32 protein-coding genes and 1 pseudogene are annotated in these 24,491 nt (G+C 46.7%); 1 reads left to right on the forward strand and 32 read right to left on the reverse strand.

Translation table 11 applies throughout. The features are described from left to right. Positions 1-12: 12 nt before the first annotated feature. From B9Y93_RS11025 to B9Y93_RS11155, 30 genes and pseudogenes are all read right to left on the reverse strand, one after another. Positions 13-801 (reverse strand): phage protein, encoded by a 789-nt coding sequence (locus B9Y93_RS11025; RefSeq protein ID WP_085494449.1) that lies wholly within the window; start codon positions 799-801, stop codon positions 13-15. Next, on the reverse strand, positions 785-1,105 hold the full coding sequence (locus B9Y93_RS11030) for a phage baseplate plug family protein (RefSeq protein ID WP_085494450.1): 321 nt from the start codon (positions 1,103-1,105) through the stop codon (positions 785-787). Before B9Y93_RS11030 ends, B9Y93_RS11025 begins: the two co-directional genes overlap by 17 nt. A gap of 36 nt (positions 1,106-1,141) precedes the next feature. After that, on the reverse strand, positions 1,142-1,912 hold the full coding sequence (locus B9Y93_RS11035) for a LysM peptidoglycan-binding domain-containing protein (protein WP_085494451.1): 771 nt from the start codon (positions 1,910-1,912) through the stop codon (positions 1,142-1,144). 7 nt (positions 1,913-1,919) lie between these two features. Beyond that, positions 1,920-3,884 (reverse strand): hypothetical protein, encoded by a 1,965-nt coding sequence (locus B9Y93_RS11040; protein WP_085494452.1) that lies wholly within the window; start codon positions 3,882-3,884, stop codon positions 1,920-1,922. Next, positions 3,885-4,013, reverse strand: a complete 129-nt coding sequence (locus tag B9Y93_RS25045; protein WP_258960945.1) for a hypothetical protein — start codon at positions 4,011-4,013, stop codon at positions 3,885-3,887. 31 nt (positions 4,014-4,044) lie between these two features. Then, positions 4,045-4,329, reverse strand: a complete 285-nt coding sequence (locus B9Y93_RS11045) for a hypothetical protein (protein WP_085494453.1) — start codon at positions 4,327-4,329, stop codon at positions 4,045-4,047. Positions 4,330-4,368: 39 nt separating this feature from the next. Beyond that, a complete protein-coding gene (locus B9Y93_RS11050) occupies positions 4,369-4,770 on the reverse strand; it encodes a phage structural protein (protein WP_085494454.1) in 402 nt (133 codons plus the stop codon). Positions 4,771-4,838: 68 nt separating this feature from the next. Next, the gene (locus tag B9Y93_RS11055; RefSeq protein WP_085494455.1) at positions 4,839-5,837 is read right to left on the reverse strand and encodes a DUF3383 family protein; all 999 of its coding nucleotides are present in this window, start codon (positions 5,835-5,837) and stop codon (positions 4,839-4,841) included. A gap of 131 nt (positions 5,838-5,968) precedes the next feature. Further along, positions 5,969-6,439, reverse strand: coding sequence for a hypothetical protein (locus B9Y93_RS11060; protein ID WP_085494456.1), 471 nt, complete (start codon positions 6,437-6,439; stop codon positions 5,969-5,971). A gap of 283 nt (positions 6,440-6,722) precedes the next feature. Further along, positions 6,723-7,424, reverse strand: a complete 702-nt coding sequence (locus B9Y93_RS11065; protein ID WP_085494457.1) for an N-acetylmuramoyl-L-alanine amidase — start codon at positions 7,422-7,424, stop codon at positions 6,723-6,725. Then, a complete protein-coding gene (locus tag B9Y93_RS11070) occupies positions 7,399-7,824 on the reverse strand; it encodes a phage holin family protein (RefSeq protein ID WP_085494458.1) in 426 nt (141 codons plus the stop codon). Before B9Y93_RS11070 ends, B9Y93_RS11065 begins: the two co-directional genes overlap by 26 nt. 102 nt (positions 7,825-7,926) lie before the next feature. After that, the gene (locus tag B9Y93_RS11075) at positions 7,927-8,976 is read right to left on the reverse strand and encodes a hypothetical protein (protein ID WP_085494459.1); all 1,050 of its coding nucleotides are present in this window, start codon (positions 8,974-8,976) and stop codon (positions 7,927-7,929) included. Positions 8,977-8,988: 12 nt separating this feature from the next. Further along, a complete protein-coding gene (locus tag B9Y93_RS11080) occupies positions 8,989-9,660 on the reverse strand; it encodes a hypothetical protein (protein WP_085494460.1) in 672 nt (223 codons plus the stop codon). Between the two features lie 467 nt (positions 9,661-10,127). Further along, a complete protein-coding gene (locus B9Y93_RS11085; protein ID WP_085494461.1) occupies positions 10,128-10,496 on the reverse strand; it encodes a hypothetical protein in 369 nt (122 codons plus the stop codon). Positions 10,497-10,514: 18 nt separating this feature from the next. Beyond that, complete coding sequence (locus tag B9Y93_RS11090) at positions 10,515-11,582, reverse strand: pyocin knob domain-containing protein (protein WP_085494462.1); 1,068 nt, start codon at positions 11,580-11,582, stop codon at positions 10,515-10,517. Then, the gene (locus tag B9Y93_RS11095; protein WP_085494463.1) at positions 11,579-11,869 is read right to left on the reverse strand and encodes a ketopantoate hydroxymethyltransferase; all 291 of its coding nucleotides are present in this window, start codon (positions 11,867-11,869) and stop codon (positions 11,579-11,581) included. The genes B9Y93_RS11090 and B9Y93_RS11095 overlap by 4 nt, the downstream gene beginning before the upstream one ends. Next, positions 11,866-12,450: a putative phage tail protein gene (locus B9Y93_RS11100; protein WP_085494464.1), complete on the reverse strand. Its 585-nt coding sequence runs from the start codon at positions 12,448-12,450 to the stop codon at positions 11,866-11,868. Before B9Y93_RS11100 ends, B9Y93_RS11095 begins: the two co-directional genes overlap by 4 nt. Further along, positions 12,447-12,677 (reverse strand): hypothetical protein, encoded by a 231-nt coding sequence (locus tag B9Y93_RS25290; protein WP_483406820.1) that lies wholly within the window; start codon positions 12,675-12,677, stop codon positions 12,447-12,449. Before B9Y93_RS25290 ends, B9Y93_RS11100 begins: the two co-directional genes overlap by 4 nt. A gap of 93 nt (positions 12,678-12,770) precedes the next feature. After that, positions 12,771-13,532 (reverse strand): annotated as a pseudogene (locus B9Y93_RS11105) (baseplate J/gp47 family protein); the annotation flags it as partial. A gap of 3 nt (positions 13,533-13,535) precedes the next feature. Further along, a complete protein-coding gene (locus tag B9Y93_RS11110; RefSeq protein ID WP_085494466.1) occupies positions 13,536-13,934 on the reverse strand; it encodes a DUF2634 domain-containing protein in 399 nt (132 codons plus the stop codon). After that, positions 13,931-14,299, reverse strand: a complete 369-nt coding sequence (locus tag B9Y93_RS11115; protein WP_085494467.1) for a DUF2577 domain-containing protein — start codon at positions 14,297-14,299, stop codon at positions 13,931-13,933. The genes B9Y93_RS11110 and B9Y93_RS11115 overlap by 4 nt, the downstream gene beginning before the upstream one ends. After that, positions 14,277-15,272: an XkdQ/YqbQ family protein gene (locus tag B9Y93_RS11120; protein WP_085494468.1), complete on the reverse strand. Its 996-nt coding sequence runs from the start codon at positions 15,270-15,272 to the stop codon at positions 14,277-14,279. The genes B9Y93_RS11115 and B9Y93_RS11120 overlap by 23 nt, the downstream gene beginning before the upstream one ends. Continuing rightward, positions 15,247-15,783 carry a hypothetical protein gene (locus B9Y93_RS11125; RefSeq protein WP_085494469.1) on the reverse strand — a complete coding sequence of 179 codons (537 nt, stop codon included), beginning with the start codon at positions 15,781-15,783 and terminating at the stop codon, positions 15,247-15,249. The genes B9Y93_RS11120 and B9Y93_RS11125 overlap by 26 nt, the downstream gene beginning before the upstream one ends. After that, the gene (locus tag B9Y93_RS11130) at positions 15,780-17,927 is read right to left on the reverse strand and encodes a tape measure protein (protein ID WP_085494470.1); all 2,148 of its coding nucleotides are present in this window, start codon (positions 17,925-17,927) and stop codon (positions 15,780-15,782) included. The genes B9Y93_RS11125 and B9Y93_RS11130 overlap by 4 nt, the downstream gene beginning before the upstream one ends. 101 nt (positions 17,928-18,028) lie before the next feature. Continuing rightward, positions 18,029-18,154 (reverse strand): hypothetical protein, encoded by a 126-nt coding sequence (locus B9Y93_RS25050; RefSeq protein WP_280522889.1) that lies wholly within the window; start codon positions 18,152-18,154, stop codon positions 18,029-18,031. Positions 18,155-18,213: 59 nt separating this feature from the next. Next, entirely contained in the window at positions 18,214-18,624 is a 411-nt protein-coding gene (locus B9Y93_RS11135) for a phage tail assembly chaperone (RefSeq protein WP_085494471.1), read from the reverse strand. A gap of 5 nt (positions 18,625-18,629) precedes the next feature. Continuing rightward, on the reverse strand, positions 18,630-19,097 hold the full coding sequence (locus tag B9Y93_RS11140) for a phage tail tube protein (RefSeq protein ID WP_085494472.1): 468 nt from the start codon (positions 19,095-19,097) through the stop codon (positions 18,630-18,632). Positions 19,098-19,109: 12 nt separating this feature from the next. Beyond that, positions 19,110-20,423 carry a phage tail sheath family protein gene (locus B9Y93_RS11145; protein ID WP_085494473.1) on the reverse strand — a complete coding sequence of 438 codons (1,314 nt, stop codon included), beginning with the start codon at positions 20,421-20,423 and terminating at the stop codon, positions 19,110-19,112. Continuing rightward, positions 20,423-20,653, reverse strand: a complete 231-nt coding sequence (locus B9Y93_RS11150; protein WP_085494474.1) for a hypothetical protein — start codon at positions 20,651-20,653, stop codon at positions 20,423-20,425. The genes B9Y93_RS11145 and B9Y93_RS11150 overlap by 1 nt, the downstream gene beginning before the upstream one ends. 2 nt (positions 20,654-20,655) lie before the next feature. Beyond that, a complete protein-coding gene (locus B9Y93_RS11155) occupies positions 20,656-21,147 on the reverse strand; it encodes a phage tail terminator family protein (protein ID WP_085494475.1) in 492 nt (163 codons plus the stop codon). Positions 21,148-21,582: 435 nt separating this feature from the next. Here B9Y93_RS11155 and B9Y93_RS11160 point away from each other — a divergent pair, with 435 nt between their 5' ends. After that, positions 21,583-22,071 carry a hypothetical protein gene (locus tag B9Y93_RS11160; protein WP_085494476.1) on the forward strand — a complete coding sequence of 163 codons (489 nt, stop codon included), beginning with the start codon at positions 21,583-21,585 and terminating at the stop codon, positions 22,069-22,071. Positions 22,072-22,299: 228 nt separating this feature from the next. Here B9Y93_RS11160 and B9Y93_RS11165 read toward each other — a convergent pair whose 3' ends face one another. Both B9Y93_RS11165 and B9Y93_RS11170 read right to left on the reverse strand, forming a co-directional pair. After that, a complete protein-coding gene (locus B9Y93_RS11165) occupies positions 22,300-22,752 on the reverse strand; it encodes a carboxymuconolactone decarboxylase family protein (protein ID WP_085494477.1) in 453 nt (150 codons plus the stop codon). 296 nt (positions 22,753-23,048) lie between these two features. Continuing rightward, complete coding sequence (locus B9Y93_RS11170) at positions 23,049-24,428, reverse strand: sugar porter family MFS transporter (protein WP_085494478.1); 1,380 nt, start codon at positions 24,426-24,428, stop codon at positions 23,049-23,051. Positions 24,429-24,491 lie beyond the last annotated feature (63 nt).

Genomic DNA, 24,491 nt, shown 5'->3' on the forward strand with positions numbered 1-24,491 from the left:
GCATCCTCCTCTCTAGCCTTTGACCAGATCCACTTCTGTCGTAAATTCATCATCGGACAGCGTATGCCGCCCTTTTTTCACTTTGTAATCTCCTTCAAAATCCTCGCTCACCAAACGAAGCTTCGCTCCTGCATATAAACGATAGTGCAGCAGCGACTTCACGCGTACGCCCTTCACCTTCTCTTCTTCGAACGACTCTGGACTTTCGATAAGTCCACTCGCAGGAGACAATTCCAAGGTCATGGAAGCGGAATGATGTTTAGATCGAAAGCGCAGCTGTCCTTGCTGCGTGTACGTGCTCGTGCCGCAAGCCTTGGCCGCACGCTGCACAGCCTCAAGCGCATCCCCCTTGGCCGTAAACCCTTGGGTATAGGTGTAATCCTGATCCAGCTGAATCGGGCCATGAGAGATCTTCGCTCGACTCAACAGATCGCGGATAATCTCGCTTGCCTTCGTGCCTGGACGATACGATTGCTGCAGCGTTACCTTGCTGCTGTTCACGACATCCTTCACCTGCAGCGTCGTAACGCGGTCCATCTGCTCCCGCTGCGTGCGAACTTCAACAATTTTGCCCTGCAGCACAGTCCCGAGATCAGTGCCATAGCCTGCGTTTACGATCACTTTCATACCTGTCTTCAGGTTGGCCAGCGTATGCTTGGAAAGGTTGTACAGCTCAATCGTCGACTCATTCGGCTCCTTGTCATCGTCAAACTCTACGCTGATCCGCATCGCAATCTCTCCATACCGGAACTGATAGCTGCCGATCAGCACCTCGCATTGCCGCCTATACATAGATGCCATTGTCTTCACCCAGATGAATGTGTACGGACTGGCCGAACGTATCCCACGTCACCTGCTCGCCCACATTTTCCCCATACACAACGATCGTCTCCACAGGGAAATCCGGCGTTTCCATGCTTTCGAACAACGGAACGCCCCATACAAGCTTGACGCCGCTCACAAGCAGCAGATCTTCCAAGGACAGGTCGATCGTAAAATAATCGTGCCGCGCATTGTAGCGTATCTCAAACATATACGTTCGTCCGCCCAGCTCCATATCAAAGGAATATGGAATCAAGGCTTTATCAATCGTTATGATCGCCATACCCATTCCCCCTTTCTGTTTCTTTGCTGTCGACGCCTAATCAATTTTCAACACCATGCCCTCACGAAGCCAGGATCTTGGGTTGATGTTCGGGTTGCGGGCCTGAAGCTCAAGCACAGAAATGCCGTGTAAAAAGGCCACCGTGTTCCATGTCTCCCCAGCACGCACGGTATACGTACGAATCGCATTCTGGGCTCCGGTGTTCTGCCCCTGCTGCTGCTTCGTCGCCTTCTTCCCAATCGAGAGCACCATGCCTGCTGGCGGCGGAAAGTTCGGGTCCAGATGCGGATTCCATGTTCGCAGCTGATACGAGTCCACCTGATAGCTCTTCGCAATGGTTTCCCATGTCTGTCCTGTTCGGATGAGATGCTCCTTCGGCGTCGGCAGGTAGCTCGTGTTGCGTTTGCCGGAGCGGCTCTTGGCTTTCAACGCCGCCTGTGACTTGCCTGGAAGACCCTTGTAAGCAACCTTGACGAGCTGAATTTCTTTTAGAGTTAGTGAGAAGCTCATGCCGTTCGCAATCGAGTAATCGTGCGAGGTGCGAAGACTCGTAATAACCGCATTGACCATCGAATTGCGCCCTACATATTGAAGCACCTTGCCTCCATTCATCGCAGCAACCAGCCGATGCCGATAGTTGGCAGCTTGAGGTCCTAGCAGCAGTCCTTCAAGATGGAGGGTAACGCCTTCCTTTTGAATATGGTCGGTAATCGATCCGCCCTTCTCAATGTTGTGGCTGCTCACCTGCACACTGTATTCCGGTTCCTCCGAGGTAACAAACAGCTCAACGCCGCCCAAGCGGCTCATTTGCGTACTAATAGGACATCATGCCTCCTTTGCTCACCGGCGGGGGCAGCGGCACCTTGCTCGTAATGCCTCTTTCAAAGGAGCGGAACGCACTTTCATACTGCTCTCTGCAAATGCGCTTGATCTCCTCGATCATCTTCCGATCGATATAGCCATTGACGTTCAGATTCATCACCACTTGGCTGTTGGCATTGACGTCGACGGTTTGCGGGATCGTCCTTGCTGAAGCATTGCTGTTAGCCGCAGGGGGTGCGGATACAGGCTCCATCGGCGTCCCCATAGAGGTATATGGCTTCGTTGAAAATGTCGCCGCAGGCGGTGTTGCCAGCATTCCCGGATGCGGCTGTGGTCTTGGAGCACTTGGCTCTGGAGAAGCATCCGTTGTATTCTGGTTCTCAGCAGGAGCTGTTGTCGGTGATGGCGTTGGCACATTCGAGCTAGCTGGTAGTGTACCGAACGTAGGCGGAATCGTATGCTGGAAGCCTGGATTGGAAGTCGACGCTGCTTGGTTTGCAGCTTCTTTAAAGGCACGCATCTGCTCCGCATTTTTACGAATCTGCTCTTCGGTCAACTCTTCTTCCTTCTTTGTATTCTTCTCAAGCTTAGGCAGCAGCCATTTCTCTGCCGCATAAATCCCTGCATCTAGTGCGAATCCTCCAATAAGTCCCATTGGCGTAAATCGCGCAAAGCGGCTAACTTTGTTTACGACCTTGGCACCTGTAAGAATCTTCTTCGTCCAGCTCAATGCAGACGAAGCCGTGCTTGCGGTTGCGGCTAGATCGCGTCCCGTTTGAACCGTGTTGATAGCGGTTTGGGCAGCTACAGCTAATGATTTATCTTGCTGCCCCACTACTGATTGCATTGTCTTATCCGCCGCTGCTTGAGCTGTATCAGAATTTGTAAATAAAGCCATTGCAGCTGTTCCCGCTAAACTAGTAATTCCTGCTCTTTTCGCGAATTTACCTTTTCCTAAGCTCCACCAGCTCTTGCCTTTTCCTTCTTGGAGATTTGGCACATTGCTCGGTTTTGTATTCGTAGGTGGTTTATTGGTTTTAGTATTTTCATGCGCAGATAATTCGCCTTTATCAATTGATTGCCTATTGTTAGACTTTCCAGATCGATTTTTCTTTTTTTTGCTTTTGGATTTACGTTTTCTTCCCTTACCTTTAGTCTTTTTCCGTGTCTTTTTAGTTTTCTTCTTTTTTTTATCTTTCTCTTCTGTTTCAACTGTATCTGAGGTAGTAACCGTGTCATCTGAAGAATCTACATCTGATTCAGAATCTCGACTATTACAGTTACATTTGCAATTACAGTTGCATACAACACTCTTAGAATTTTTCGATAAATCTGCGACTGATTTCTGATCTTCATTTCTTAAACCACCAAGTATTTCTTTTACGTTGTCTCCAAAATCCAAAGTTGTATTAAAAGCACCTAAGATATCGCTAAAGGGTTTGACTAGTTCTGCTACACCATTAGCACCTTTCATAAACGAGCTGTCTTTCAATTCTTTAACCCATGGTGGTAAATCCTTGTCCTTCTCATCGCTAATCGCTTTTGCTATTTTGGAAGCTAGCTCATCAGCAGTAAATTGATTTCCACTGATTTGAGAGGTAAAGGCGGTAGTGAAGCTGCTAATATTACTTGATAGAGTGGACATCCCTAAAGATATACTAGATGCTTGATCCCATAATGATATCGTTGCTCCAACTAATCCGGGAAGCTGACTGCTTAATGAAGTCACTGCACTTTCTAGACCCGCCAGTCCAGGAATGGCTACAGCTTGTCCACTCCCTTGCGAACCGCCTAATGCCGATTTTAGACTGGAGCTAAGTTGTTGACTTGTCTTCGCTAGCTGTGAGGTCAGATCCTGAACGGAGTCCTTCGTGATCGACAGCACCGGGTCCAGCTTCTTCAACCGTTCATTCATCGAGCGCAGTTCTTGCTTTATTCGTACCGAGGTATCATCCATTTACTTCCCTCCTTTCCCGTACAGCCAATCCATGGCGGCAGCAGCCTCGCACAGCTCTTCAATGCTCATGCCGCAGGCCGTCTCATAAGAAATACCGCCCCGGCTCTCCAGCACAACCTGCCAGAGCAACTGCCGGAGCGGATTCTGAGAAATGGATGAACTATACGTCGGATGACTCGGATCCCAAGGGCGTGTCAATCATGCCGAGAAAGCGCGCACACTCCATCCATAGCGGCGTCAGCACTTCTGTGTGTTCCGAAAGCGCATCCCAGTCCAAGCGCGGGGAAACAATGACATACTGCAGGAAAAAGTCCATTGAATCCTCCAGTTTCCAGCCTCCATCGCTTTTGAGAGCGGTATCATACAGGCGCATCAGCGCACGAGCCCCCGGATGCTGAATCACATATTCCTCTTGTTCAATCGTAACCGTCTTCTGCTTGCTCATTTCCATTCCTCCTAGATGATCTTTGCTTTGTGGATTGATTTATACGGCGTGTGTGTAATCCAGCACCTGAATCTCGAACTCGCGATCCTCAAGCTCTGCGCCATAGTTGGCCGCAGGGAGCTTCTTAATCACCGCCTGTGTACCGCCAATACGCTCACGAGGGGAGTTGTGAGAGACGACCCAAATGCTGAACATGCTCTTCTCGCGCGCTAATTTGTGCAGCAAGCTTAGCTGCGGGGAAGTGGACATCAGCGTGAGCTTGATTGTGCCAAGAGGGTTGTTCTTATGCGCGATCGCTACCTCACCGCGAGCACCTACGTGTGTAACGGTGTGCTCTTCATCCTTTTCACAGGCAACAAAGGTGTTCTCTCCAAATCCCGTCAAATATTCGCCGTTGACAATAACGGACACTTGCTTTGCATCATAAATGCCAATACTCATTTGCTTGCACCATCCTTATCGTATCGATTTCGATTTATCTTATATGAAACGTACTATCTGGCCTGCTATTAAAAGCGAATAACGCCCTTCACGCGCACCGTGTGCACAGCCCCCGCGATCTCAAACCAGAATGATCCGCCCTTGTAATGACGGCTTGCACGGTCGGCTGGCTCGACCTCATTGCGAAGCAGGAAAGAGGTGCCGAACAACGGCTCACCGCTGTCGTCCTCTGCAATAATGCCCTGACGGAACGCTTCTTGAAGGACGTTTACAACCGTGCTTTCAATCTGAGCAATCCCTGCATTCGTGTAAGGAACCTTGTCCGATTGGTTCAGCAGATGCTGAATCTCCGCTTCCATGCGAGCGCGAACATAGTCGCGGGACATGATTACATCAATATATTCACCGGAAAGTGTCTTACCTTCAGAAGTACGAGCCTCACCCTGCTTGTTCACATATGTGATGCCGCCGTTGTCGTGAATCTCCATCAGCTCGGTAGCGGAGACTGGCATCGCGGTAATATCGGCGCACGTCTTGAATTTCCAAGTCACGCTGCCAACATCGTAGGAGCCTGTGCTGCCGACCAAGGCTGCATCTGGATACAGGGTGTCATCGCTATGGTAAAAAGCTACGGTGCGGGTATAAGCTTTGGCATGAAGAGCTTGAAGCCGTGCTTTATCCGCCACACGTGTGACAAACACACGATAGTCATCCTGTTCAATAGCTGCAGCGAGAGCATCCACCGTTGCTGGCGCAGCATCTGCAGCCAATAGATAATACCAGCCGCGATCCATGACCTGGCGAAGAGTCTCTACAGAATCGCCGTTTTCACCACTAGCCACCATCGCAATTCGTGCAGGCGCGTGATCGCCCTGAGCGAAGATTGCTTCTGCCATTTTCGTTTCCGGCGTATCCGCGCCAAAATCCTTTTTAACGGACTCCAGATCACCATATTCCTTATAATCACTGCCTGCTGTTGTCTTGCCCAGGATCAGCGGCATCGCGAAGGATACGCGCCCCGTCGGCTTCTGCAAATCAATCGTTACTTGTACATCTTGTAGCGTCATTGTACTGTCACTCCTTTTTAATGTTCCTGTTCCTAAAAATGTATGGCTGAAATTCCTCTATACGAGTTGAGCAAATGATCGTTTTCGTTCAACCTATATAGCGTTGTAGGCCTGATCTAAAGAACTTTGGCCTACGCGTTCTCTTGCGGCTGCCACTTCACATCATCAATGGTCTCGTTAAGCGGCAGCTTTCTGATAAATTGGTCCTGCATGCGCAGTCGAACCTGAACGATTAATTCTTCTTTGCCGCCCTGCATCTCCCAGCGCGGAGCATGGATGCGTACCAGTGCGGCAGGTATCTCATCCAAAGCGTCGACACCAACTGTGCTCAACCAACCAATCACTTCACGGCATTGCTCCACCCGGCTCATGCGCGATGCTCCGCGGATGAACAGCCTCCACTCCATGTCGACCAGCTTATACAGCTTGTCGTTCTTCTCCCGCTCCTGCGGCGTGCAATCGTTGTAAGGCTCGACCACGTCATAAGCAAGATGCGTGATTGGCGTGTCGCCCTGCACCTCGTCTACAGCCAGCACGGGCAGCTTCATCGCGGCTCCCAGCGGTACAAGCCATTGCTGAACCAGTTCCCGATACACAATCACCCTCCTCACCTCCTTCGCTGATCGCTTCCATAGGAATGAGATATCCATAGTAATCGATCAGCTCTTCATGATGACCACCCAATCGTTTGATCTGTTCACGATGTCCACACTATCATTTTAGATTACCGAACACATGTTTGGTTTATAGGTTTTTGATAGATTCTTTATCATTTTTTTAAAGGATTTTGATAAAGTCTCATAGAACATATGTTCTGTTTTTGAGCAAAAAAAGAGAGAGCTTTACTCCGCTTTCTTCGTCACGACACAAAGATCAGGCCGATCATTATTTCGAGATTCGTACCACTTTCTTCACATGATCCCATTCGACTTTCGCCTGCAAAGCTTCGCTCACGGCTCTTGCTGGAACATACGTGACGCCGTTAATAAGCAATCCTTCTTTTTGCGGCTGTCCATTGACGAATACTTGTACCTTGTCCATGTCTGCTTGCCCCTCTTCTGTAGCCAATGCTGATCGCAACCGTGCCCACGGGAACTTCGGTCCCGGACAATTCGCCTTGCGAATGGGGTCAATATCGCAATGCCCAATCACATGAACGGAGTCTAATAGCAGCTTCTTCCCCCAGATTCGCTCCACTTCCTGTTGTATATAGCGATGCAGCCATATGCTTGAGGCAAATTGAGGCTCTGTCAGGTCTCCATCCATTCCCTCATGTTCAATAGAAATCGTATATTTGTTGGGATTGATCCCTGGACGATCTCGAACAACCTTGGCAGGCGCCTTCGTTGTTCCTGTTGCCGTTAAGCCATTGGCCCACGCCATTCTCCGAATGTCTACATATTGATGAATGCGGCCATCCTTCGCGACACCAAAGTGCGCCGAGGACACATTATTGCTGGCGCTCGTAAACCAGCTATCCATACTGCTCATCGAGCCTGACGAAATGTGATTCACAATGGCACACGGCACATATCCGTCTCGACTGCTGCTGTTGGTGTACTTATTGCCCATTTGGATAATTGCCATTGGAGCCATCTCCTTTCTCTTGCAGTTGTTCTAAGATCTTTTTGACAAAGGAAGGCAGTGGGACGTTCAGCACCCCAAGATTCTCTACGATGCTGATCCCTTCCCGTCCAACATAGAAATAAATCGCCATCGTGCGGAAAATTGGCGAGTGATCTCCCACGTACTCATCCAGCATGACTGCTAGAGCAATCACCACAAAGATAATCGCCTTGCGAATACCGCCCCAGAACATAATCTCACTGTTCAGCGTCCTCGTTCGGATCGCTCCCAGAACTCCTGTTACGTAGTCCGCGATCATGCAAAATACTAGGATGCGCAAGGAAATATCCCATCCGCCCAAAAACATGCTCCCGATCGTCCCGATGACCGACACCCCCAAGCTGATCCAATTCTCTTTCATCGCTTCACCTCCTAGAGGAAATAAAATAGCCCTCGATAGATTCGAGGGCTTTCATGTTAAATCTTTAATTTCTTGTATATCCAGATTTTCAATTCTAAGAAACTAAATAAAACAATCAATATCTGATGGTTTCCAGAAATTTTTTTTAGTCGTGCCAAGTGTATATAGATTGACACTAAAATTGTAACTTGCAGAAGAATCACTGTAACAGTGCAGTCGAATAAATTCTGGTTGAGAAACTGAGTAGGTTTGAAGACTATTAAACTTTCGATCCCAGCCTCCACTATTACTAGTCCTTTCAGTATACGTTGAAAATTTACCGTCAGGGTCTATATTTGAAATAAGTGAACCATATGACCAAATTCCTCCACCAGTCCCGCTCCATTCGACTTGTTGTGTACTACTACTAACTTTCATTGGATGGACTGAAACAACAGCTATTTGAGAATAAGAGGAATAAATTTCAAGCTTCAAGTTATCAGAATTTAATGTTATGTTTCCTCCAGCAGAGTACCCTTTACGTAAGGGCATAATAAAGTTATCAGTTCCTGCTCCTGAATAAATAATAACATTATCAACTGTCACTTCTATTAAATCAACATGCCTAGTAATTGAATTTGATGCATTTGGGGTATTACAACTAAAAACATTGATATAAACAGGTTCATTTATCCCCGTTACATCAAAAGTTATCAAATCACTCTCGACATCTACATTGCTATAATCATATGATAATAACCCCAAATTATTTGCATATGCATTCTTTTCTCTTGTTAGAGTAATTCTACAATATCCAAAAGTTGAAGAATTATTTTGACGTGTTGAGATTTTTACCGTTAAGTTTGTTCGACCAGTTAGATCAATAGGGATCGATGTTCGCATGGAAGCTGATGCATTCGGTCCTTGTGCATACATTCTCACAAAATCTGTATGAGAGAACTCATAATAGTATCTCCCTCCATTCCCGATTGATGAACCTAAACTCGCATACATTTTTATAGGCTTCAGTGGTTGAAGATAATTTGATACCATTTTCCAAGTAGTCTTATCTTTAGCATATAACACCTTAACTGGCTTCCAAGCCCCTGAATCTCTGCTATAAATTTTTTTAGGATTCTTCCATAATCCACCATCTTTAATTTCAAAAGGCATTTATTTCACCTCCTATATTTGAATCCATATGTCTCCATCCGTTCCCCCAGAAGGTGCTGCTGTTGAAATGATAATAGTTGTATTTATCCCCTTGTTATTTCGTACAATAGCTGAACCACCTACTGTGACCACTTTTGATGCCGTAATGTCAACACTTCCGCCTGCAATTTCATTTTTTATATGCAAATCTTTTATACCTGCATTTGGATAACCAATATACCCACTTCTTGTCGAGGGAGAAGCAGTTCTTGCAAAAAAAGAAAGATAAGAATGGTCAGCACTTCCACCTTTAAGAGCTATGTTGTTACCACCTGCATGGGACTCTACAGGACCTGTTATCACTCCACCACTTCGTGGTAAACTCGCATTTTTGGCATTCCCCTCCGCCTGATTAGCCTTCGCCTGCGCCCCCGCAGGAGTCTCCTTCGCATCCCAAGCTGCTTGCTTAGCGGCAGTCACATGCAACCCTGCATCGGCAGTATGCGCATCAAAATCCGACTTTTTCACCGCCCCAATAGCCCCTGGCGTAACTCCAGCTACCTTCTCATCCGTATAAGCTTTCGCCTCGGATTTAGCCGTCTCTACTCCAGCATGAGCATCCAAAAGTCCCTGCTCAATACGATTCAAGTCGGCTTCCTTCACAACTTCATCAAACTGCCAATTCGTTTTTCCTGTGTAATTCATTTATTCAACGCCTCCTTTACTTGAATGGTTTGCCAGGAACATCGTGTCCGCCTTAATCGGCACATGCACCTCGTTGCTGCTGACCACGTGTCCATCCTTATCCCTCATACAGATTGGAAAAAGTCATCTCATCGTTTAAACGAGTGAAAAAAATAGCCCTCGAAATTTCGAAGGCTTATTATTTGATAAGAATTGTAATTGGAATAAATTTATATTTTTAGTGCAATTTCACAGATCAAATGACTTCAGCCTAGAATCACATTAATTTATACTGGTTCTCACGAAAGCTGTAAAGATTAATCTTTCACATTTTCTTTGATGATTCTCTAATTTTTGCCAAACTACCCTTCAGTCTTCTCCAATAACCTTTCCCATCATTTATATCACCTATGGGATGGCTTAGTTCTTGTTTATCTTTAGAAAACTTAGTCTGATCTGTAATTTTCAAAACAAATCTATCATCCATATTAATTCACCGCCACTATACTAATTTCTTCAAAAGTCTGATTATCTAAACTTATTATTATCTTATAATTACCTGATCGAGATGAAATGAACGGAAATGTGATACTGCCCTTTTTTAAAGAGACCTGATGATTAATATCAGTTCCTATAATTTGAATTGTTAAGCTTCCTTGATAATCAGTTAGCTTCAAATCATCATATCTGAGTACCTCTACATTGATTAAAGCTTTGTCTTTCCCATCTGCTTGAATCTCATTTTTATCAGTCCATACATTTAGCTTTTCATTACTAATTAGTGTCTTCAGTTCATTTCCACCTATACTCTCACATAAAAATAGAAAACCGTTCTCCTCTTTATACGTTTTCTTCATTGATTGTTCAACTCCCATCTATATATGAAGTGAATAGGAATAGTATACTGTTCCATAAAGATATTCATCATCTCGGCTAAATCTATAGGATATATCTAAAGAATTAGAGAATGGAAGTCCATGCAATCTGTTATTATAGTCACTTCCACCTGTAATACCCAGATAATTATTACTGCTCCATACACTGTACATCCCAACAGAATATTGCCCATCTAATGTTACAACTATAGATGTGTTTCTGGACTCAACATTTCCTCCATTTGGATAGTCATAATATAACCAATTAAATACTCCCGAGCCTTGGACATTAAAAATACTTACGTAATCATTGTTGAATTTTCTTATGGAGTTACTCCCTTTAAAAGTAGACATTTTCCCCCCCACTGCTTTCCACACACTCCCATTAAAGAATTCAAGTTGACCATTCATTATGCGAACCTGACCCGAATCTAGATTATTTGTCCACCCTCCCCACGTCCCATTCATCTTTCTACGAGTATAAGAGTAGTTATTATTAAAATTGAAAGCTGTCTGAGTCATCCATAAGTTATTGTGTCTTATGATCTCAACATAATACCACTCACTTGACGGTGCATTTGCCATAACGCTGCCCATATACCAGCCAGTTGGTCTATCATCATTTAGATTACCGTTGCTTATGTTGATTGCAAACCCCAAGTCATCAGTAACTCGCACTCTTTGCCAAGGCAGGCTATTTGTAAAATTTTTGGCATTTGTTTCTGCTTGAGTTGCCTTACTCGTTGCATCAGCCTTAGCGGCAGCTAATGCCACATCAGCCTTCGCCTGCGCCCCTGCAGGAGTCTCCTTCGCATCCCAAGCTGCTTGCTTAGCAGCCGTTACATGCAACCCTGCATCGGCAGTATGCGCATCAAAATCTGACTTTTTCACCGCCCCAATAGCCCCTGGCGTAATCCCATCTACCTTCTCATCGGTATAAGCTTTCGCCTCGGATTTAGCCGTCTCTACTCCAGCATGAGCATCCAAAAGTCCCTGCTCAATACGATTCAAGTCCGCTTCCTTCACAACTTCATCAAACTGCCAATTTGTTTTTCCTGAGTAACTCATTTATTCAGCGCCTCCTTTACTTGAATGGTTTGAAGGAGCATCGTGTCCGCCTTAATCGGCACATGCACCTCGTTGCTGCTGACCACGTGTCCGTCCTTATCCTGCAGCTCGATCAAGGACACGGTCTCGACAGCGCCCTTCGGGATAAGATACTGGATCGACAGTAAATTGTCTGCCAGATCAACATGCTCAAATGTCGAAATGACATAGCTGCCATTAAGCACCACCTTAGTAATGCGTCCTTTCGTATAAGCAGCAATGTCGCTTAAAAATGCGGTTGGTATCATTTCAAGATCACCTCTTCTCCCGCTACCGCGAACGGTGTCTTGCCTACATGCCATGATGTAGACAAACGAGCTTGCCGATCGAGCTCACGCATCGTTATCGATTCTTTCAGCTCAATGTCACTTTGAATCGATGTATCCTGCTGATACACCATGTTGGCGGGCTTAATCGTCTGAATGGTATAGTCTACTTCACGAAAGACCGGAGCGTCCTTGATATTAGTTGTCACCCTTAACAGGAACTCCGAAGGGTCAACATTCACGGCCGTACGGCCCTCGCCGATCAGATAATCCAGCCGGTTTTGCAAATAACGCACAGTAAACGGAGGTTTTGTCGAATAACGATTGATAACGCGCATGCGCCGGAATTCCAAGGTTTCCAAAGCAGGATCGGCACGAATGCCAAGGATATCCTCATGACGCTTAATGGTGTCGGCGTCTGCTGCCTTAATAAATTGATTATCGAGCAGACGAAGGAGCTGCTTATCCAGCAGCTCCAGTTCCACCTGTTCCGTATCTGTTAGTTCCTTGAAATCTTCGATATCCTCATAGAACTCAGGCAAATGCTTCAAGAGACGATTCATACGATCACCCCTACTTTCGTGAGGATCGGAATATCTTCACTTCCGAGCGTTACATTGCTTCGAATACCAGACTGTCCGTTGTAAATCATCTGTGTATCCAATATATCCTTTACTCCCGAAACACCAAGAATGCGGGCGTCGATCTGAGCAATGCGAACGACGATCTCACTTTCACGTTCCCATGACTTGCGAAGCTCATTAAAATAGCTCTCAACAGCTGCTTCCACATCCGGTTGAATCTGAGGACCGGTAATGCCTTCTTCCAAGGTTAGGATGACTTCAACGTAAAAATAGCCATCTTGCACGCTGGCGATCGTAACTGTGTGTCCAATAGGCGCCAGTCCAATACCCGTTCCTTGTTGGGTTGGATCAATTTCATTTTGCAGCTCTTGAATCAGTACATCTGATGGACGCTTATAATCTGAACCGATCACGGTACATTTGACCGTGCCTCCACCTTGCCAGGTTGGAAATACCTTCACTCCCCCAACACCGTTTTGCGCTCGAAGCTTCTTTTTATAATCTGCTATGTTTCCGCCGAAGCTCTGCTCATTCACCGCTGCATAATAACGTGCACGAAGCTCTTCATCATCTTCTTCATCCTCACCGCCAACCAATACCTCGCCTAGCTCGGCGCGGACTAGCTTGTCCACATATTGAATAGGCAGCATGGCACCAAACAGCTTGTTGCCGATCTCGCCTGTTGTTTCGCATTCGAGCATATATTCTCCAACTGTCAGCTTTTCCCGAACCACATAGTTCAGCTCATCGATGGCGAATCGGCTGCCAATGGGAACATCCACTGGCACCTTTTTATCCCCGTAAAAATAGCCTTTTCGCTTTGCAGCTGTCGCCGGCTCTCGATTGACTCCATATTCTGCGCATCGAAGGGACAGGTACTCGCCCGAGGTCGTCGTTACAAAGGACAGCTTCATCTGCTCCTCCAGCTCTTCATAAAGCCCAGCCATCTCCATGGCAGCAGGCGCAAGCGCATCATAAATAATACTGCCTTCCCGCTTGTCAATCGTATTCGGAACACGGCTCAGCATTCGCTGCAGCAGCGTATCATAGGTCATCGTCATCGGTTACATCACCTCCTGAATGTCTATATCTCCTAAAGTGCTGACGACGGTAAAAGACAGCGTTGAATGATCCTCGTCATAGCTCAAATCATAATGCTGCACATCAAGGATGCGGTCATCCATGAGCAGCGCCTCCTTTATCCGATACTCCAGCTCTGCTCGCACGAGAATGGGATCTTGTCCGATCAAACTTCTCGCATGGATTCCATATTCATCGCTATAAATCGAGTAGTATTCCTTTTCTGTCGACAGAATCTTGTATATCGCCTGCTTCAAAGCCGCTGTACCGTCCGTCATGCCAATAAACCGGTTGCGCTCCAGGTCCAGCGCATAGGTGTAAGAGGCCATCGGACGAAGTTCTTGCTCCATGTCAGGCAGCAGCCTTGCGCCTTGTGGAATCAAACGCTCACCACCTTATCGAGCACCAGATAGCTCTGTCCGCCCTGCACACGCAGCAGAATGACCTGATCCCCTGATTGAAGACCTTCTTGCAAAATTGCTTTCTTGCCCGTTCCTTCGTTCGAATCACTGGAGCCGCTGGAACCCGAAGAAGCACTTCCCCAAGTCACTTCACCAGTCGTCAGGTCAAGCTCCTTCCTCATCAAGCTTTCGGGTACAATTAAAAACGCCTCACTCAGCGTGAAGCGTTGATCGACTTGAATTTGCAAAGGCTGTGATTGAAGCACAACCCCATATATAATACTCACTGGCGCAGATGCATTCGTTGTATTTAATGCGATCTTCTTAATTGCTGTTGACAGCATCATTTCTCACCACCCTCATCGTTAAGCTCATCGTGTGCTCATCTCCTGCAAACTTATGCTCACAGCTCTCTACAAGCATGTATTGGCTTAATTGAAGATCTTCAATTTCAAGCCATATAAAGCAGCCTGCGCGAATATTGAGGTCCCCTAATGAATCCAGCTTTAACGTTTCCGTTTTCCGATTGTACAACTCAAAGGTTGCGTCCAGAATGTCCTTAATCTGGCCATCATTCAGCTTTTCATCAATGGATTTGTAATATTTGAGGTTCCCCCACTTGCGAATGTTGTCGGGATCGGTTCTCGTGAATACCCTGCGAGTCCCCTTTTCCTTGTTCTCTTGAATAAATTGAACGATGTTGTAAGTCTCTTTATCTATGGAGCTCTCATAAGAGAAATCCGTTAACAGACTCTTATCCCCGATAACACTTAACAAGGCCATTTGGCGAATATTTTTGAGCGCAATGGAGCCAAAATCATCATACATAATAAACATGCCATACTTCGCCATATAGGTCTGATCCAAAGCTGTGCAGATAATATCGTACAGCTTCTTTTTATCATGAATAGCATCAGGCAGTGGATACTTTGTATCTGCAATCATGCCTGTCTTCAACCCATAATCATTGGCGATCTTCTTTAGAAGTGCAGCTGCAGTAATTTTCTTTTCAATAATATAGGTATCCGTCATATCAAAATAACGAAGCTGATCGTAGGCCGTGATGGAGACAGAGCCATCCATCTTCTTGCTGATGCTGAATAGATAGCCATAGAATACCGGGGAAGTCTTCCAAGTGCAGCGTATAGCAGCGCCCTCCTCCAGCTTGAAATCCTTGCTCTGATAGATTCCTGTCAGGGTAAGATCAAACTTGGCTACCCCAGCCTTGCCGCTTCGCTCCGTCTTCCATGTTAAGCTGCTGACAATCTCCGTAATATCCCAGATAATGCCGTCCTTATTTTCCAGGTTGACGATTAGCATTCGGTATGACCCTCCTAGCCGCATAGAACCGGTACTCTTCCAAATCCAGCTTGAAATAGACGCAGTCATGCCCTGCTTCTTGACTATAGGTGAAATTTTTGATAGTTACTGGAAAGTTGAGGTTGAACATATCACCTACCATCGTAAAGCGCAGCGGGCGTTTCTTTGTCATCCATTTTTCGATTCTTTCGATACAATACTGGGGAGCTAAGATTTCCTCCCAGACCTGATAATGAATCGATTGTTTAGGAAATTCACTCTCAAATGAAAAGGTTCGTAGCTTAGGTGATTTAATGGTTGCAATCTGGCCTAGCTTCGAAATCTCATATGTGGAGGTATCATTTCCTCCGGTGATTTCAATTTGAGAAGGATTTACGGGAAATAGAAGCACTTCCTCCTGGTTGTTGTAGGACAGCCACATTCTAAATTCCTTAAGAAGCTTGGCAAGCTCATGCTTTCTCGGTTGCTTGTAAGCCGCAGCTGCTGGAATGTAACCACCTTTCATAATCATACAAATACCCCCTCTGCTGCACCGACCATCTCTTCTTCTAGCGTGTTCGCTAATCGCTGCACGACCGTCTTAAAGTCATAACCGCTATTAATATCGCCCGTGGTTAATGATACTTGAGGCGTTAACGTAACAAAGTTCTGGATACTCTTCATCTCAGCCAGTTCTCGCATCGTCTTCAAGTCATCACTTGAAATATTGACCGTCTCGTTGACCTTGTTAATTTCACCAATCTTGTTGATATTGTTTAGATTTCCCCCTTCAGCTACAGCCGTAGCTGAGGCAGCTGCTCCGCCAATACCAGCTCCAAGGCCGATGCCTCCTCCGGTTCCAGTAGGTTTTATAGGGGAAGACCCCTTTTCCCACTTATTCCAAAGGTCTCCCTGCTGGCCTCCAGGACCCAGCTTATTCATGTCTGCGAGCTTTTTGTCTGCTTCTTCTTTCGCCTTAGCTGCTGCTCGATCATTGAGCATCTTATCTACTTTTGCTTCACGATCAACTCTATTGGCTTCTGCCTTTTGCTCCATTTCCCCGATTTTAGCATTTCGCTCCTGCTGTTTCTGAGCATTTTCAGCCGCAATTTCAGCAGATTTCCCCACATATTGAGGGATCACTTCTATTGCGACGCCAGGGATATTTTTAAGCAAATTAATAAAATCGTTAATCATATTGATACCATCATTAATAATGGCCTCAAATAACAGTGCAATACCAAGCTTGATCGTATCAAAGAAATTAAGCAAACCATAAAAGCCCTTCATAATAAAGATCCATGCTTGATCAAAGAAGTTGAGCACAGCATTCCAAGCTCTCATCATTGCTGCTGCAAATGCATCATTAGTATTCCACAGCAGAACAAATACTCCAATTAAAGCAACGACCAGCATTACAATTAGTAGAATGGGGTTGGCTGCCATAACAGCATTCAGCACAGTTTGGGCCGCTGTCACTCCTTTGGTTACGGCATTCCAAACGGTTTTTGCTGCAGTCATCATCTCAGTAGCCATGGTTGTTGCCATAATGACCGCTTTATAGATCACAAATCCCGCGATAACAGCTCCTAAGATCGGGAGGATAATGTTGAAGTTCTCAGCAATGACTCTGGCTACTCCGCCTACAACATCAGCCACACCAAGAAAAACATTGATAAGGAAACCCGCCATTGAAGCTAACTGATTCATAAAATCAATGCCCGCCGGTGACTGCAGCCACATGATCAGTTCCTGCATTCGTTGAATAATCGCTTGGAAAGGACCGTCAGCCTGATTAAGACCTAAGAGCCACTGTCCCCAGATGTTTTGAAGCTGGGTCATGCTCCCGCTAAAAGTTGCAGGCATCTCATTAAACGCACTATTAAGAGACCCTTTCTGATTGGCAAACGCTTGAACGATTTGATCCGCAGTCAGCTGTCCTTGATCAGCCATCTCCATTAGCTTTGCTTGACTAACACCCAAGCCATCAGAGAGGGTCTTTAATGCCATTGGTGCATTTTCTGCTAAAGCAGTCAACCCATCCCCTTTCATCGTTCCACCCGAGAATGCAGAAGCAAGCTGGCTAACAGCGGCCTCTGATTGACTTGCATTTGAACCACTTAGACTCAGTGCTTGGTTGAAGCTTTCAATAAATTGAAGCTGTGCGTCATTGCTGCCGAACAATTTATTTGCACCCACACCGATCTTGTTCATGATTCCAACAGTATCGCCATACGACTGACCCGTACGCTGCGCTACATCAAATACCTTTTTTTGAAGCTCTGCATTCGTTTGCGTTCCATCATTGAATAAAGATAACCTTGTATTCATTTCTTGCAACGTTTCAGCCTGTGCCATCATGCCTGCAACGGTACCAGATGCGGCTACTAATTGTTTCATGCCTGCTTGAGCTAATTTCAAAGCTGTCCCAAATCCGCTAGCCTTTTTTTCACCTTCCTCCACCTTCTCATTCACTTTATCTTGACTGTTACTCATATCAATAATGTGATTGTTAATAGTGGGAAAAATATTGACTACCCCCATGAAAAGCAATCGCATATGAGCTGTTGATTGGTTCATTTTTTCAACTAATTGCAAAGATCTCTGGATTGGCCTAGGATCAATAATTTGAAGTGAATCATTTCCGGTGTATGGGACAATGGACATTTCAGACATTCATTCACCCACTTTCTATCATGAACAGAACAACAAAGGCACTCCTTGAAGAAGTGCCTCTATCATTCCATCACTTATTTACTTTCACACAATCAAGCTTGCTATTTGCGTTTGCTTGATCGCTTCATCTTGTCTTCCTGCTCCTTCTCGGCTTTCAATCTCACATCGATCGCTGCGATGAGAAAAGCCTTCTGCCGATGGTTCAGCTCTGCAAACTCCCACGGCATAATGCGGAGCTTGTGGAGGGCGTAGTAGGCGTAGTTCGCCTCTGCGTCGCCCCCCTCGATTAGTTTTTTGCTTCTTCCACTTGCTCCTGAAGAGACAGGTTGAAGCCGCTAAGGTCGCTGACCTTCTCTGCAAGCAAGGAGAATTCGCCCGCTAGCAGCATCTTCTTGAGCAAAGAGTCTGCTCCAAGCACGCCATAGGACTGCTGAAGCTTCGCGTCCTTCAGGTTAGGAAATACCGTTCCCTCAACTGCAACCTTCGTCAAATATTCGTTGTTGTCGAATTCAACGCGGCCCTTCTTGTCCTTCTTCGTGCACGCCTTTTTAATCTCTGCGTTGATCTCTTCTGTAATTGCACGAAGCTTCCATTTTACCGGCTGACCGTCCTTGTCTTTGAATCGAGTCGAAATCACCACTTCATCGGTCAACTCCGCTGCTGCTGCGTCTGCAAAAAACAAACTCAAATCACTCATGATGCTTAACCTCCCAATACTGGATTAACAAAGTCTTCTAGAATCGAAATGTCTTCGAACGTGAAGTTCGTTTCCTCTTCCATCGCTTCACTTTCGGTATCAAGCTTAGCCATGATAACAGAGTCCAAATTCACACCATGCAATACGACTGACTGTCTGCCAATGGTAGAGGAAGGATCTTCATTAACCACCATGATGTCAAAGTACGTATCTACGCCGTTTTTGATATATTCCATCATCAGCTTGCGGAACTTCGTAGTAACATAATAGATCGTCATGCTGCCTGTACCCGACCAGCCTGTAGATTTATGCTGTGTACCGCGTTTGCCGAGCGTTTTCACCTCTGCCTTGCTCTTCTCAATAGAAGCTTCCAGCGTTTTGATATAGAACATTTCCTCTTGCTGACCATTCATTTGCAAATATGCACGGCCCTCTTGACCGCTAATCGTATCTCTTGCCTTCAAATATGCCATGTATACCCCTCCTTATCGAATCGACACTTTCATATAAATTTTCTCTACTGCATCCACCGGCTTCACATTCAGCTCACAGTATACGGCATCTGAGTCATTACCTGCTAGGACAGTTACATCCTGCTGCGGGTCAAACTCTTGGATAGCAGAGATGCCCTGCAGCTGATTCAAGTATTGAATGATCTCGGACTTGAACAAATTGCGTCCATCCTGATTGTTGTTCACTTTGCCGATATAGCTCGAATCAAAGATCTGCTTCAGATCATTCGCAATGCTGTCCAGCACGCGCACGACACGGTTTTTAGAGAATGCTTTCGTCTTCTCCGGTGTAAAGGTGATAAGCGAGTTGATATCCTGCTCGACGAGCGCACGGCCTTTGTTGTGAACAAAGACGAACTCGCCTTTCTTAAGCGCAGCTTCAACCTCACTGTTCGTATAACGGACCGTAGCATCTACCGCGTCATCGTAGGCTTGATACGTCAACGCTTCATTCACGCCGGCACCTGCTGTAGCAGCAGCTACCCATACCGTGGCTTGTGCAGCTTCAATACGCGTGCCGTCTGCGAGAACAACTCCGTTTTTCACGTTAATGATACCCTCATGATCGGCTGCAGCCGCGTTTGCCACCACGACCTGCACCTTTTTGCCTTCCTGATCGCGCAGCCGCTTCACGAATGCGCTCACGAGTCCCTTCAAGCTCTCATCTTCGCTTGGCAGAGCAAGCGTATGGAACTCATAGCGCTCAATCATGGTCAGATAATCGCTGTAGTCGCCATTGGTAGTAGTGCCGTTGTCGCCGCCAGCAAGAATGAGTCCTGCTGTAGCCGTCAATGTCGTCGCTTCATAAGTTACCCAATCGTTGGCCTTAAGCGCTGTGCCGTCATTGACCGTTTGCGTATCCTTGATACGGCCATCTACGATCGTTTGAACGTCGAATTGATTCGCATCATCGATATTCGGCTGAATCACGATCTTAATATCGTTGCCTCGTACACCGCCATGCTTCGCAGTAGCGGTAAAGGCCTCAGCAGTTACCTTAGCCTTCGTTCCCTCGTTCACACGATACAACAGCACCTGCTGCGCACGCTTCAATGCTTCTCGTACAAGCAGCATGCGTGGATGGCTGAGCGGATAGCCGAGCACCTGCTCCAATTTCGTTTCGGAATCAACTGCGATCACTTCGCGAGCCGTTCCCCAGTCTGCCACCATTGGGAAAGTGACGATTCCTCGTTCACTGACGCTGCCTACCGCACCGCCTTCTGATTGAAAATTAATATATACGCCTGGGCGTACCTTATTCTGAACTGTCCATGTTCCTCCTGCCATTATTGGACCTCCCTCATAATAAATTGTGTGAATTGTTCTTCAATTTGCTCGAGACGATATGTCTCATCTTCTTGCAGAATGACGCTTAGCACGTCCTTCTCGGCACCGCTGTAGCGTGCGGAGCGCAAGAACTGTTCCTTCGTGAATTGAGGAGACTGCTTTTGTGCTTTCTCAGCTTGATCACGAGTGGTATGAACGACTGGCTCGTTCATCATGTTGATCTCCTGCATAACTACCCTCCCTGCGCGATGAGCTCGCGCTGCTCAAGCTGCTGCATGATTGGCGGCTTGGCCGTTTGCTTCATAAGCTGAACGACATAGCTCACTCCAACATGCAGCACGCCTTCCTTCATCTCGGCCTTTACGTCTGTACCGCGGAGCGGCCCATCTTCTGCCTCGATCTCAACCAGCACTTCCAGCATCTGCTCAAGCCATTCATAGGCTTGTGCATACGTGTCGCTGTGAAGCTCGATATCGAAAGTGTATCCACGTGCGAAGCGGCCATTCATGCGCTGATCATGAGAGACCGATTGCAGCTTCACCATCAGGTATGGCTTGACTGCATCCTGTTCCACCTTCTCGGTGTAAATGGGAACCCCCACGAGCTTCGCTTGAAGACTCGCTACGATCCCACTAATAATGCCTTGGCCAATCAAAGATTGCTTCATCTCCTTTCCTTCTGCTACAGCTCCCTGCCCGAGATCTGGTAGCGAATTGTTGAGCAAGAGAGTTCCACCTCCCCTTTAGACTCCTCATCATGTGCTGACAAGACACTTCCTTGCGCTGTCACTGTGCCGTCGACAACAAGGGTTCTGCCAAGCCGCAATCAGCTGAGGGCTGGAATTGGAAGAGCTATGATCTTTCGTCATGTGGATGGATCGGGATCGCCTCTCGATACGATCTCAACAAGCTCTTAAGGTTGGTTCTCTGTACTCACGATGTCCACGTTATCAGTATAAAACGACGAACATATGTTTGGTTTATAGTGTTTTCACTTTTATTTTTAAGTTTCTTGCAAGTTTTTTAGCGATTTTTTTATAATCAAGTGAGCTTGTCGGCCACTTCCCCTGCAACAGAGCGGCCTTATTGCTTGTTACCCTAATAAGAGGAGTTCAATTATATCCAGCCGGAAAAAAGTGTCGGAAAGAGGGAGAAAGAAAATGAGGTTGACGAAAGCCAGCATTCTGCTGCTATCATGCTTGGCTGTCCTATGCCTGATCAGCGGCTGCAGCAGCAAGGAGCCTGACTTCATCGGTTATGTCTATCATAAGGACAAAGAGAATAAAACGACGCTGGTCCTAGGCATCGCTTTTGATAAACGCTCGACGGCACTCATCAAAAGCGGGGTGACAAGCCTTGAGGTTGGCACGAAGGTAGAGGTTTACTACCAAACACATGAGCTGAACAGCCCTTTTCCGCTTCGTGCTCCAGCTCGACTTGTCGAGATCAAGAGCTCGCCAGAGGAAACAGCGATGCTGCAGACTTTATTTGCATGGATGAAAGAGAATAAGGCGATCAAGTACCCCGCGGTAGGGACTATTACTGAAGGGGATGCATGGAGCATTGAGGTAATGGACCTTATGAATGAGGAGTTCACCGCGACGTTCGTGGTGTCCAAGGATCTTCTGTCAATTGAACTTCAGCCATAGCTTCTTGCGTGCATTGCAGAACATAGATGAATAAAATAGCTGCAGCTATGGAAGTGAGATCGGATCATCTCCATGATGATCCGCCTTCATCACCAATAACCTTGTTCAAGTGGTTAATCCATCCTAGCCGCAGCCCTAGCGCTTCATGAATCGTTTCATTTCATTGCTTGGAAAAAGACATTAAAAAGCTGCCGAGAATCTCCTCGACAGCCATATCCTTGTTCGATTTTATTCCTTATCAAAGCAGCCCGGATACATGCCCGATGCAACGGCGATCCGATTCCAGCCATTGATCGTGAGAATCGCCATGATCAGGTCCACATACTCCTTCTCATCGAAGTGCGCTCTAACGCTAGCATAGACTTCATCCGGCACGCCTGCATCAGCCACCTTCGTGACATGCTCGGTTAGCTCCAGCACGGCCTTTTCCTTCGCTGTGAAAAGGGGCGACTCCCTCCATACACTTAGCTGAATAATATGCTGGGTATAGTCCCCCATCCTCAATAGGTCCGCCGTGTGCATATCCAGGCAGAAAGCACAGCCATTCAATTGAGAAGCGCGGATCTTGATGTACTCCAGCAGCACCTTATCTGTGAATTCGCCGCTGACCTTTTTATCCAGCTCCAGCATCGCTTGAAAGGCTTGTGGATTCACCTGTCTCCAATTTAGTCGCAGTTCCATTCTAATCACCTCATGATTTTTATGTCATTCATTTGATTACAACCATAAGACGAGGTCCGCTTCTCTTTTGTGACACATCCATGAGTTCGTGATTAGAATACTTGTCTCTACATCGTAAAAACCACCCCAACAAAGTACGATTTCCCAGTGCCCCCTTGGCCAGACAATATCTGGCCTTGGAGATTCTGTTTATCTCTTGTACAAAGTGGGGTGGTTGATTTGAATCCGGCGAATTCCATTTTGTGAAAATGTCCTGTAAATGTATGCTGTCCAATTCAATTATCGCAACAATCGCCTTAAGCCTGCTTCGCAGACCATATCTCTTCGATCTGCTCCAGCGACTTGCCCTTCGTTTCGGGAACGACACGCCATGTGAACAAGAACGTGAACAGGGCAAGCACGCCGAAGATCCAGAATGTAATCGCAGGTCCCGCGGAAGACAGCAGCGGCGGGAAGGATTGCGACACCACGTAGTCTGCCAGCCACAGCATCATAGAAGCAATCGCGGTAGCTTTTCCACGAATATGATTTGGGAAGATCTCGGACATAATGACCCAGACCACAGGTCCAAGTGAAATAGCAAAGGCTGCTACATAGACGAGAATACTGATCAAGATCAACAGTCCAGAGGTATGCCCAGTTTGGAAGGCAAACCCGATAACGAGCAGACACACCGCCATCAAGGAAGAGCCGATCAGCAGCAGCGCCTTGCGTCCCACACGGTCAATCAGCCATAGAGCGAGAATCGTAAAAATAAAGTTAATAAAGCCAACCATAATGGTCTGTACAAGCGCTCCGTTCGTGCCTGCGCCCGCCTGCTTAAAGATCTCAGGTGCATAATACATCACCGCATTAATGCCTGTCACCTGCTGGAGCACCGCCAGCATCACGCCGACGATTAGAGCAAGGCGCAAGCCCGGCTTGAACAGATCGCGCAGCGAGCCCTGCTTCTCCTTGAAGGACTCTTTAATATCAAGCACCTCTTGACGCGCCAGCTCCTCGCCATGAATCTTAACTAAGATGGGCAGTGAATCTGCAGGACGACCTTGGGTAATCAGCCATCTCGGGCTCTCAGGAACGAAGAAGAGCAGCACCAAGAAGAGGACACCAGGGATGACACCTACGCCAAACATCCAGCGCCACGCATTATCAACACCCCAAGCATGATCCCCCATGCCGGCGATGCCCATGTTTACGAAGTAAACGACGAAGATACCGGTTACAACAGCCAGCTGGTTCAACGCAACCAATCGGCCGCGATATTTCGCAGGCGCAATCTCCGCATTATACAGCGGACACAGCGTGGACGTAATGCCAATTCCAAGACCGCCAATCATTCGGGCAATAATGTACCCTGAGAAGGTTGAAGGAATAGCCGAGCCAAGCGTACCGATAATGAACAGCAGCGCCGCAGCAATCAGCACCTTTTTGCGACCGAACTTATCCGCTATGATGCCTGTGAGCGCAGCTCCCAGAATACAGCCTACGATCAAGCTTGATACAGCCCAGCCCACCTGAAACTCATTCAAGCCGAATTTTTCTTTCATGAAACCGATTGCACCAGAAACCACAGCAGTATCAAATCCGAACAATAAGCCGCCAAGTGCTGCTACAATCGACACAAGCGTAACATATTTCATATTTATCTGATTGTGTTCGCCATGTTGTTTATCCATTTATTTGCACTCCTTTGTGAGTGTTATCATGAAGACGAGTCTCATTATAGCACTCAACTTGCC

This window comes from Paenibacillus aquistagni, assembly GCF_900177815.1.
Classification (GTDB): domain Bacteria; phylum Bacillota; class Bacilli; order Paenibacillales; family Paenibacillaceae; genus Paenibacillus_B; species Paenibacillus_B aquistagni.

What these genes read in the sequence shown, in the direction of transcription:
- B9Y93_RS11025 (WP_085494449.1), bottom strand. Translation starts at nt 801, where the DNA reads ATGGCATCTATGTATAGGCGGCAATGCGAGGTGCTGATCGGCAGCTAT.
- B9Y93_RS11030 (WP_085494450.1), bottom strand. Translation starts at nt 1,105, where the DNA reads ATGGCGATCATAACGATTGATAAAGCCTTGATTCCATATTCCTTTGAT.
- B9Y93_RS11035 (WP_085494451.1), bottom strand. Translation starts at nt 1,912, where the DNA reads ATGAGCCGCTTGGGCGGCGTTGAGCTGTTTGTTACCTCGGAGGAACCG.
- B9Y93_RS11040 (WP_085494452.1), bottom strand. Translation starts at nt 3,884, where the DNA reads ATGGATGATACCTCGGTACGAATAAAGCAAGAACTGCGCTCGATGAAT.
- B9Y93_RS11045 (WP_085494453.1), bottom strand. Translation starts at nt 4,329, where the DNA reads ATGAGCAAGCAGAAGACGGTTACGATTGAACAAGAGGAATATGTGATT.
- B9Y93_RS11050 (WP_085494454.1), bottom strand. Translation starts at nt 4,770, where the DNA reads ATGAGTATTGGCATTTATGATGCAAAGCAAGTGTCCGTTATTGTCAAC.
- B9Y93_RS11055 (WP_085494455.1), bottom strand. Translation starts at nt 5,837, where the DNA reads ATGACGCTACAAGATGTACAAGTAACGATTGATTTGCAGAAGCCGACG.
- B9Y93_RS11065 (WP_085494457.1), bottom strand. Translation starts at nt 7,424, where the DNA reads ATGGCAATTATCCAAATGGGCAATAAGTACACCAACAGCAGCAGTCGA.
- B9Y93_RS11070 (WP_085494458.1), bottom strand. Translation starts at nt 7,824, where the DNA reads ATGAAAGAGAATTGGATCAGCTTGGGGGTGTCGGTCATCGGGACGATC.
- B9Y93_RS11075 (WP_085494459.1), bottom strand. Translation starts at nt 8,976, where the DNA reads ATGCCTTTTGAAATTAAAGATGGTGGATTATGGAAGAATCCTAAAAAA.
- B9Y93_RS11080 (WP_085494460.1), bottom strand. Translation starts at nt 9,660, where the DNA reads ATGAATTACACAGGAAAAACGAATTGGCAGTTTGATGAAGTTGTGAAG.
- B9Y93_RS11085 (WP_085494461.1), bottom strand. Translation starts at nt 10,496, where the DNA reads ATGAAGAAAACGTATAAAGAGGAGAACGGTTTTCTATTTTTATGTGAG.
- B9Y93_RS11090 (WP_085494462.1), bottom strand. Translation starts at nt 11,582, where the DNA reads ATGAGTTACTCAGGAAAAACAAATTGGCAGTTTGATGAAGTTGTGAAG.
- B9Y93_RS11095 (WP_085494463.1), bottom strand. Translation starts at nt 11,869, where the DNA reads ATGATACCAACCGCATTTTTAAGCGACATTGCTGCTTATACGAAAGGA.
- B9Y93_RS11100 (WP_085494464.1), bottom strand. Translation starts at nt 12,450, where the DNA reads ATGAATCGTCTCTTGAAGCATTTGCCTGAGTTCTATGAGGATATCGAA.
- B9Y93_RS11115 (WP_085494467.1), bottom strand. Translation starts at nt 14,299, where the DNA reads ATGATGCTGTCAACAGCAATTAAGAAGATCGCATTAAATACAACGAAT.
- B9Y93_RS11120 (WP_085494468.1), bottom strand. Translation starts at nt 15,272, where the DNA reads ATGCTAATCGTCAACCTGGAAAATAAGGACGGCATTATCTGGGATATT.
- B9Y93_RS11125 (WP_085494469.1), bottom strand. Translation starts at nt 15,783, where the DNA reads ATGATTATGAAAGGTGGTTACATTCCAGCAGCTGCGGCTTACAAGCAA.
- B9Y93_RS11130 (WP_085494470.1), bottom strand. Translation starts at nt 17,927, where the DNA reads ATGTCTGAAATGTCCATTGTCCCATACACCGGAAATGATTCACTTCAA.
- B9Y93_RS25050 (WP_280522889.1), bottom strand. Translation starts at nt 18,154, where the DNA reads ATGCCGTGGGAGTTTGCAGAGCTGAACCATCGGCAGAAGGCTTTTCTC.
- B9Y93_RS11135 (WP_085494471.1), bottom strand. Translation starts at nt 18,624, where the DNA reads ATGAGTGATTTGAGTTTGTTTTTTGCAGACGCAGCAGCAGCGGAGTTG.
- B9Y93_RS11140 (WP_085494472.1), bottom strand. Translation starts at nt 19,097, where the DNA reads ATGGCATATTTGAAGGCAAGAGATACGATTAGCGGTCAAGAGGGCCGT.
- B9Y93_RS11145 (WP_085494473.1), bottom strand. Translation starts at nt 20,423, where the DNA reads ATGGCAGGAGGAACATGGACAGTTCAGAATAAGGTACGCCCAGGCGTA.
- B9Y93_RS11150 (WP_085494474.1), bottom strand. Translation starts at nt 20,653, where the DNA reads ATGCAGGAGATCAACATGATGAACGAGCCAGTCGTTCATACCACTCGT.
- B9Y93_RS11160 (WP_085494476.1), top strand. Translation starts at nt 21,583, where the DNA reads ATGAGGTTGACGAAAGCCAGCATTCTGCTGCTATCATGCTTGGCTGTC.
- B9Y93_RS11165 (WP_085494477.1), bottom strand. Translation starts at nt 22,752, where the DNA reads ATGGAACTGCGACTAAATTGGAGACAGGTGAATCCACAAGCCTTTCAA.
- B9Y93_RS11170 (WP_085494478.1), bottom strand. Translation starts at nt 24,428, where the DNA reads ATGGATAAACAACATGGCGAACACAATCAGATAAATATGAAATATGTT.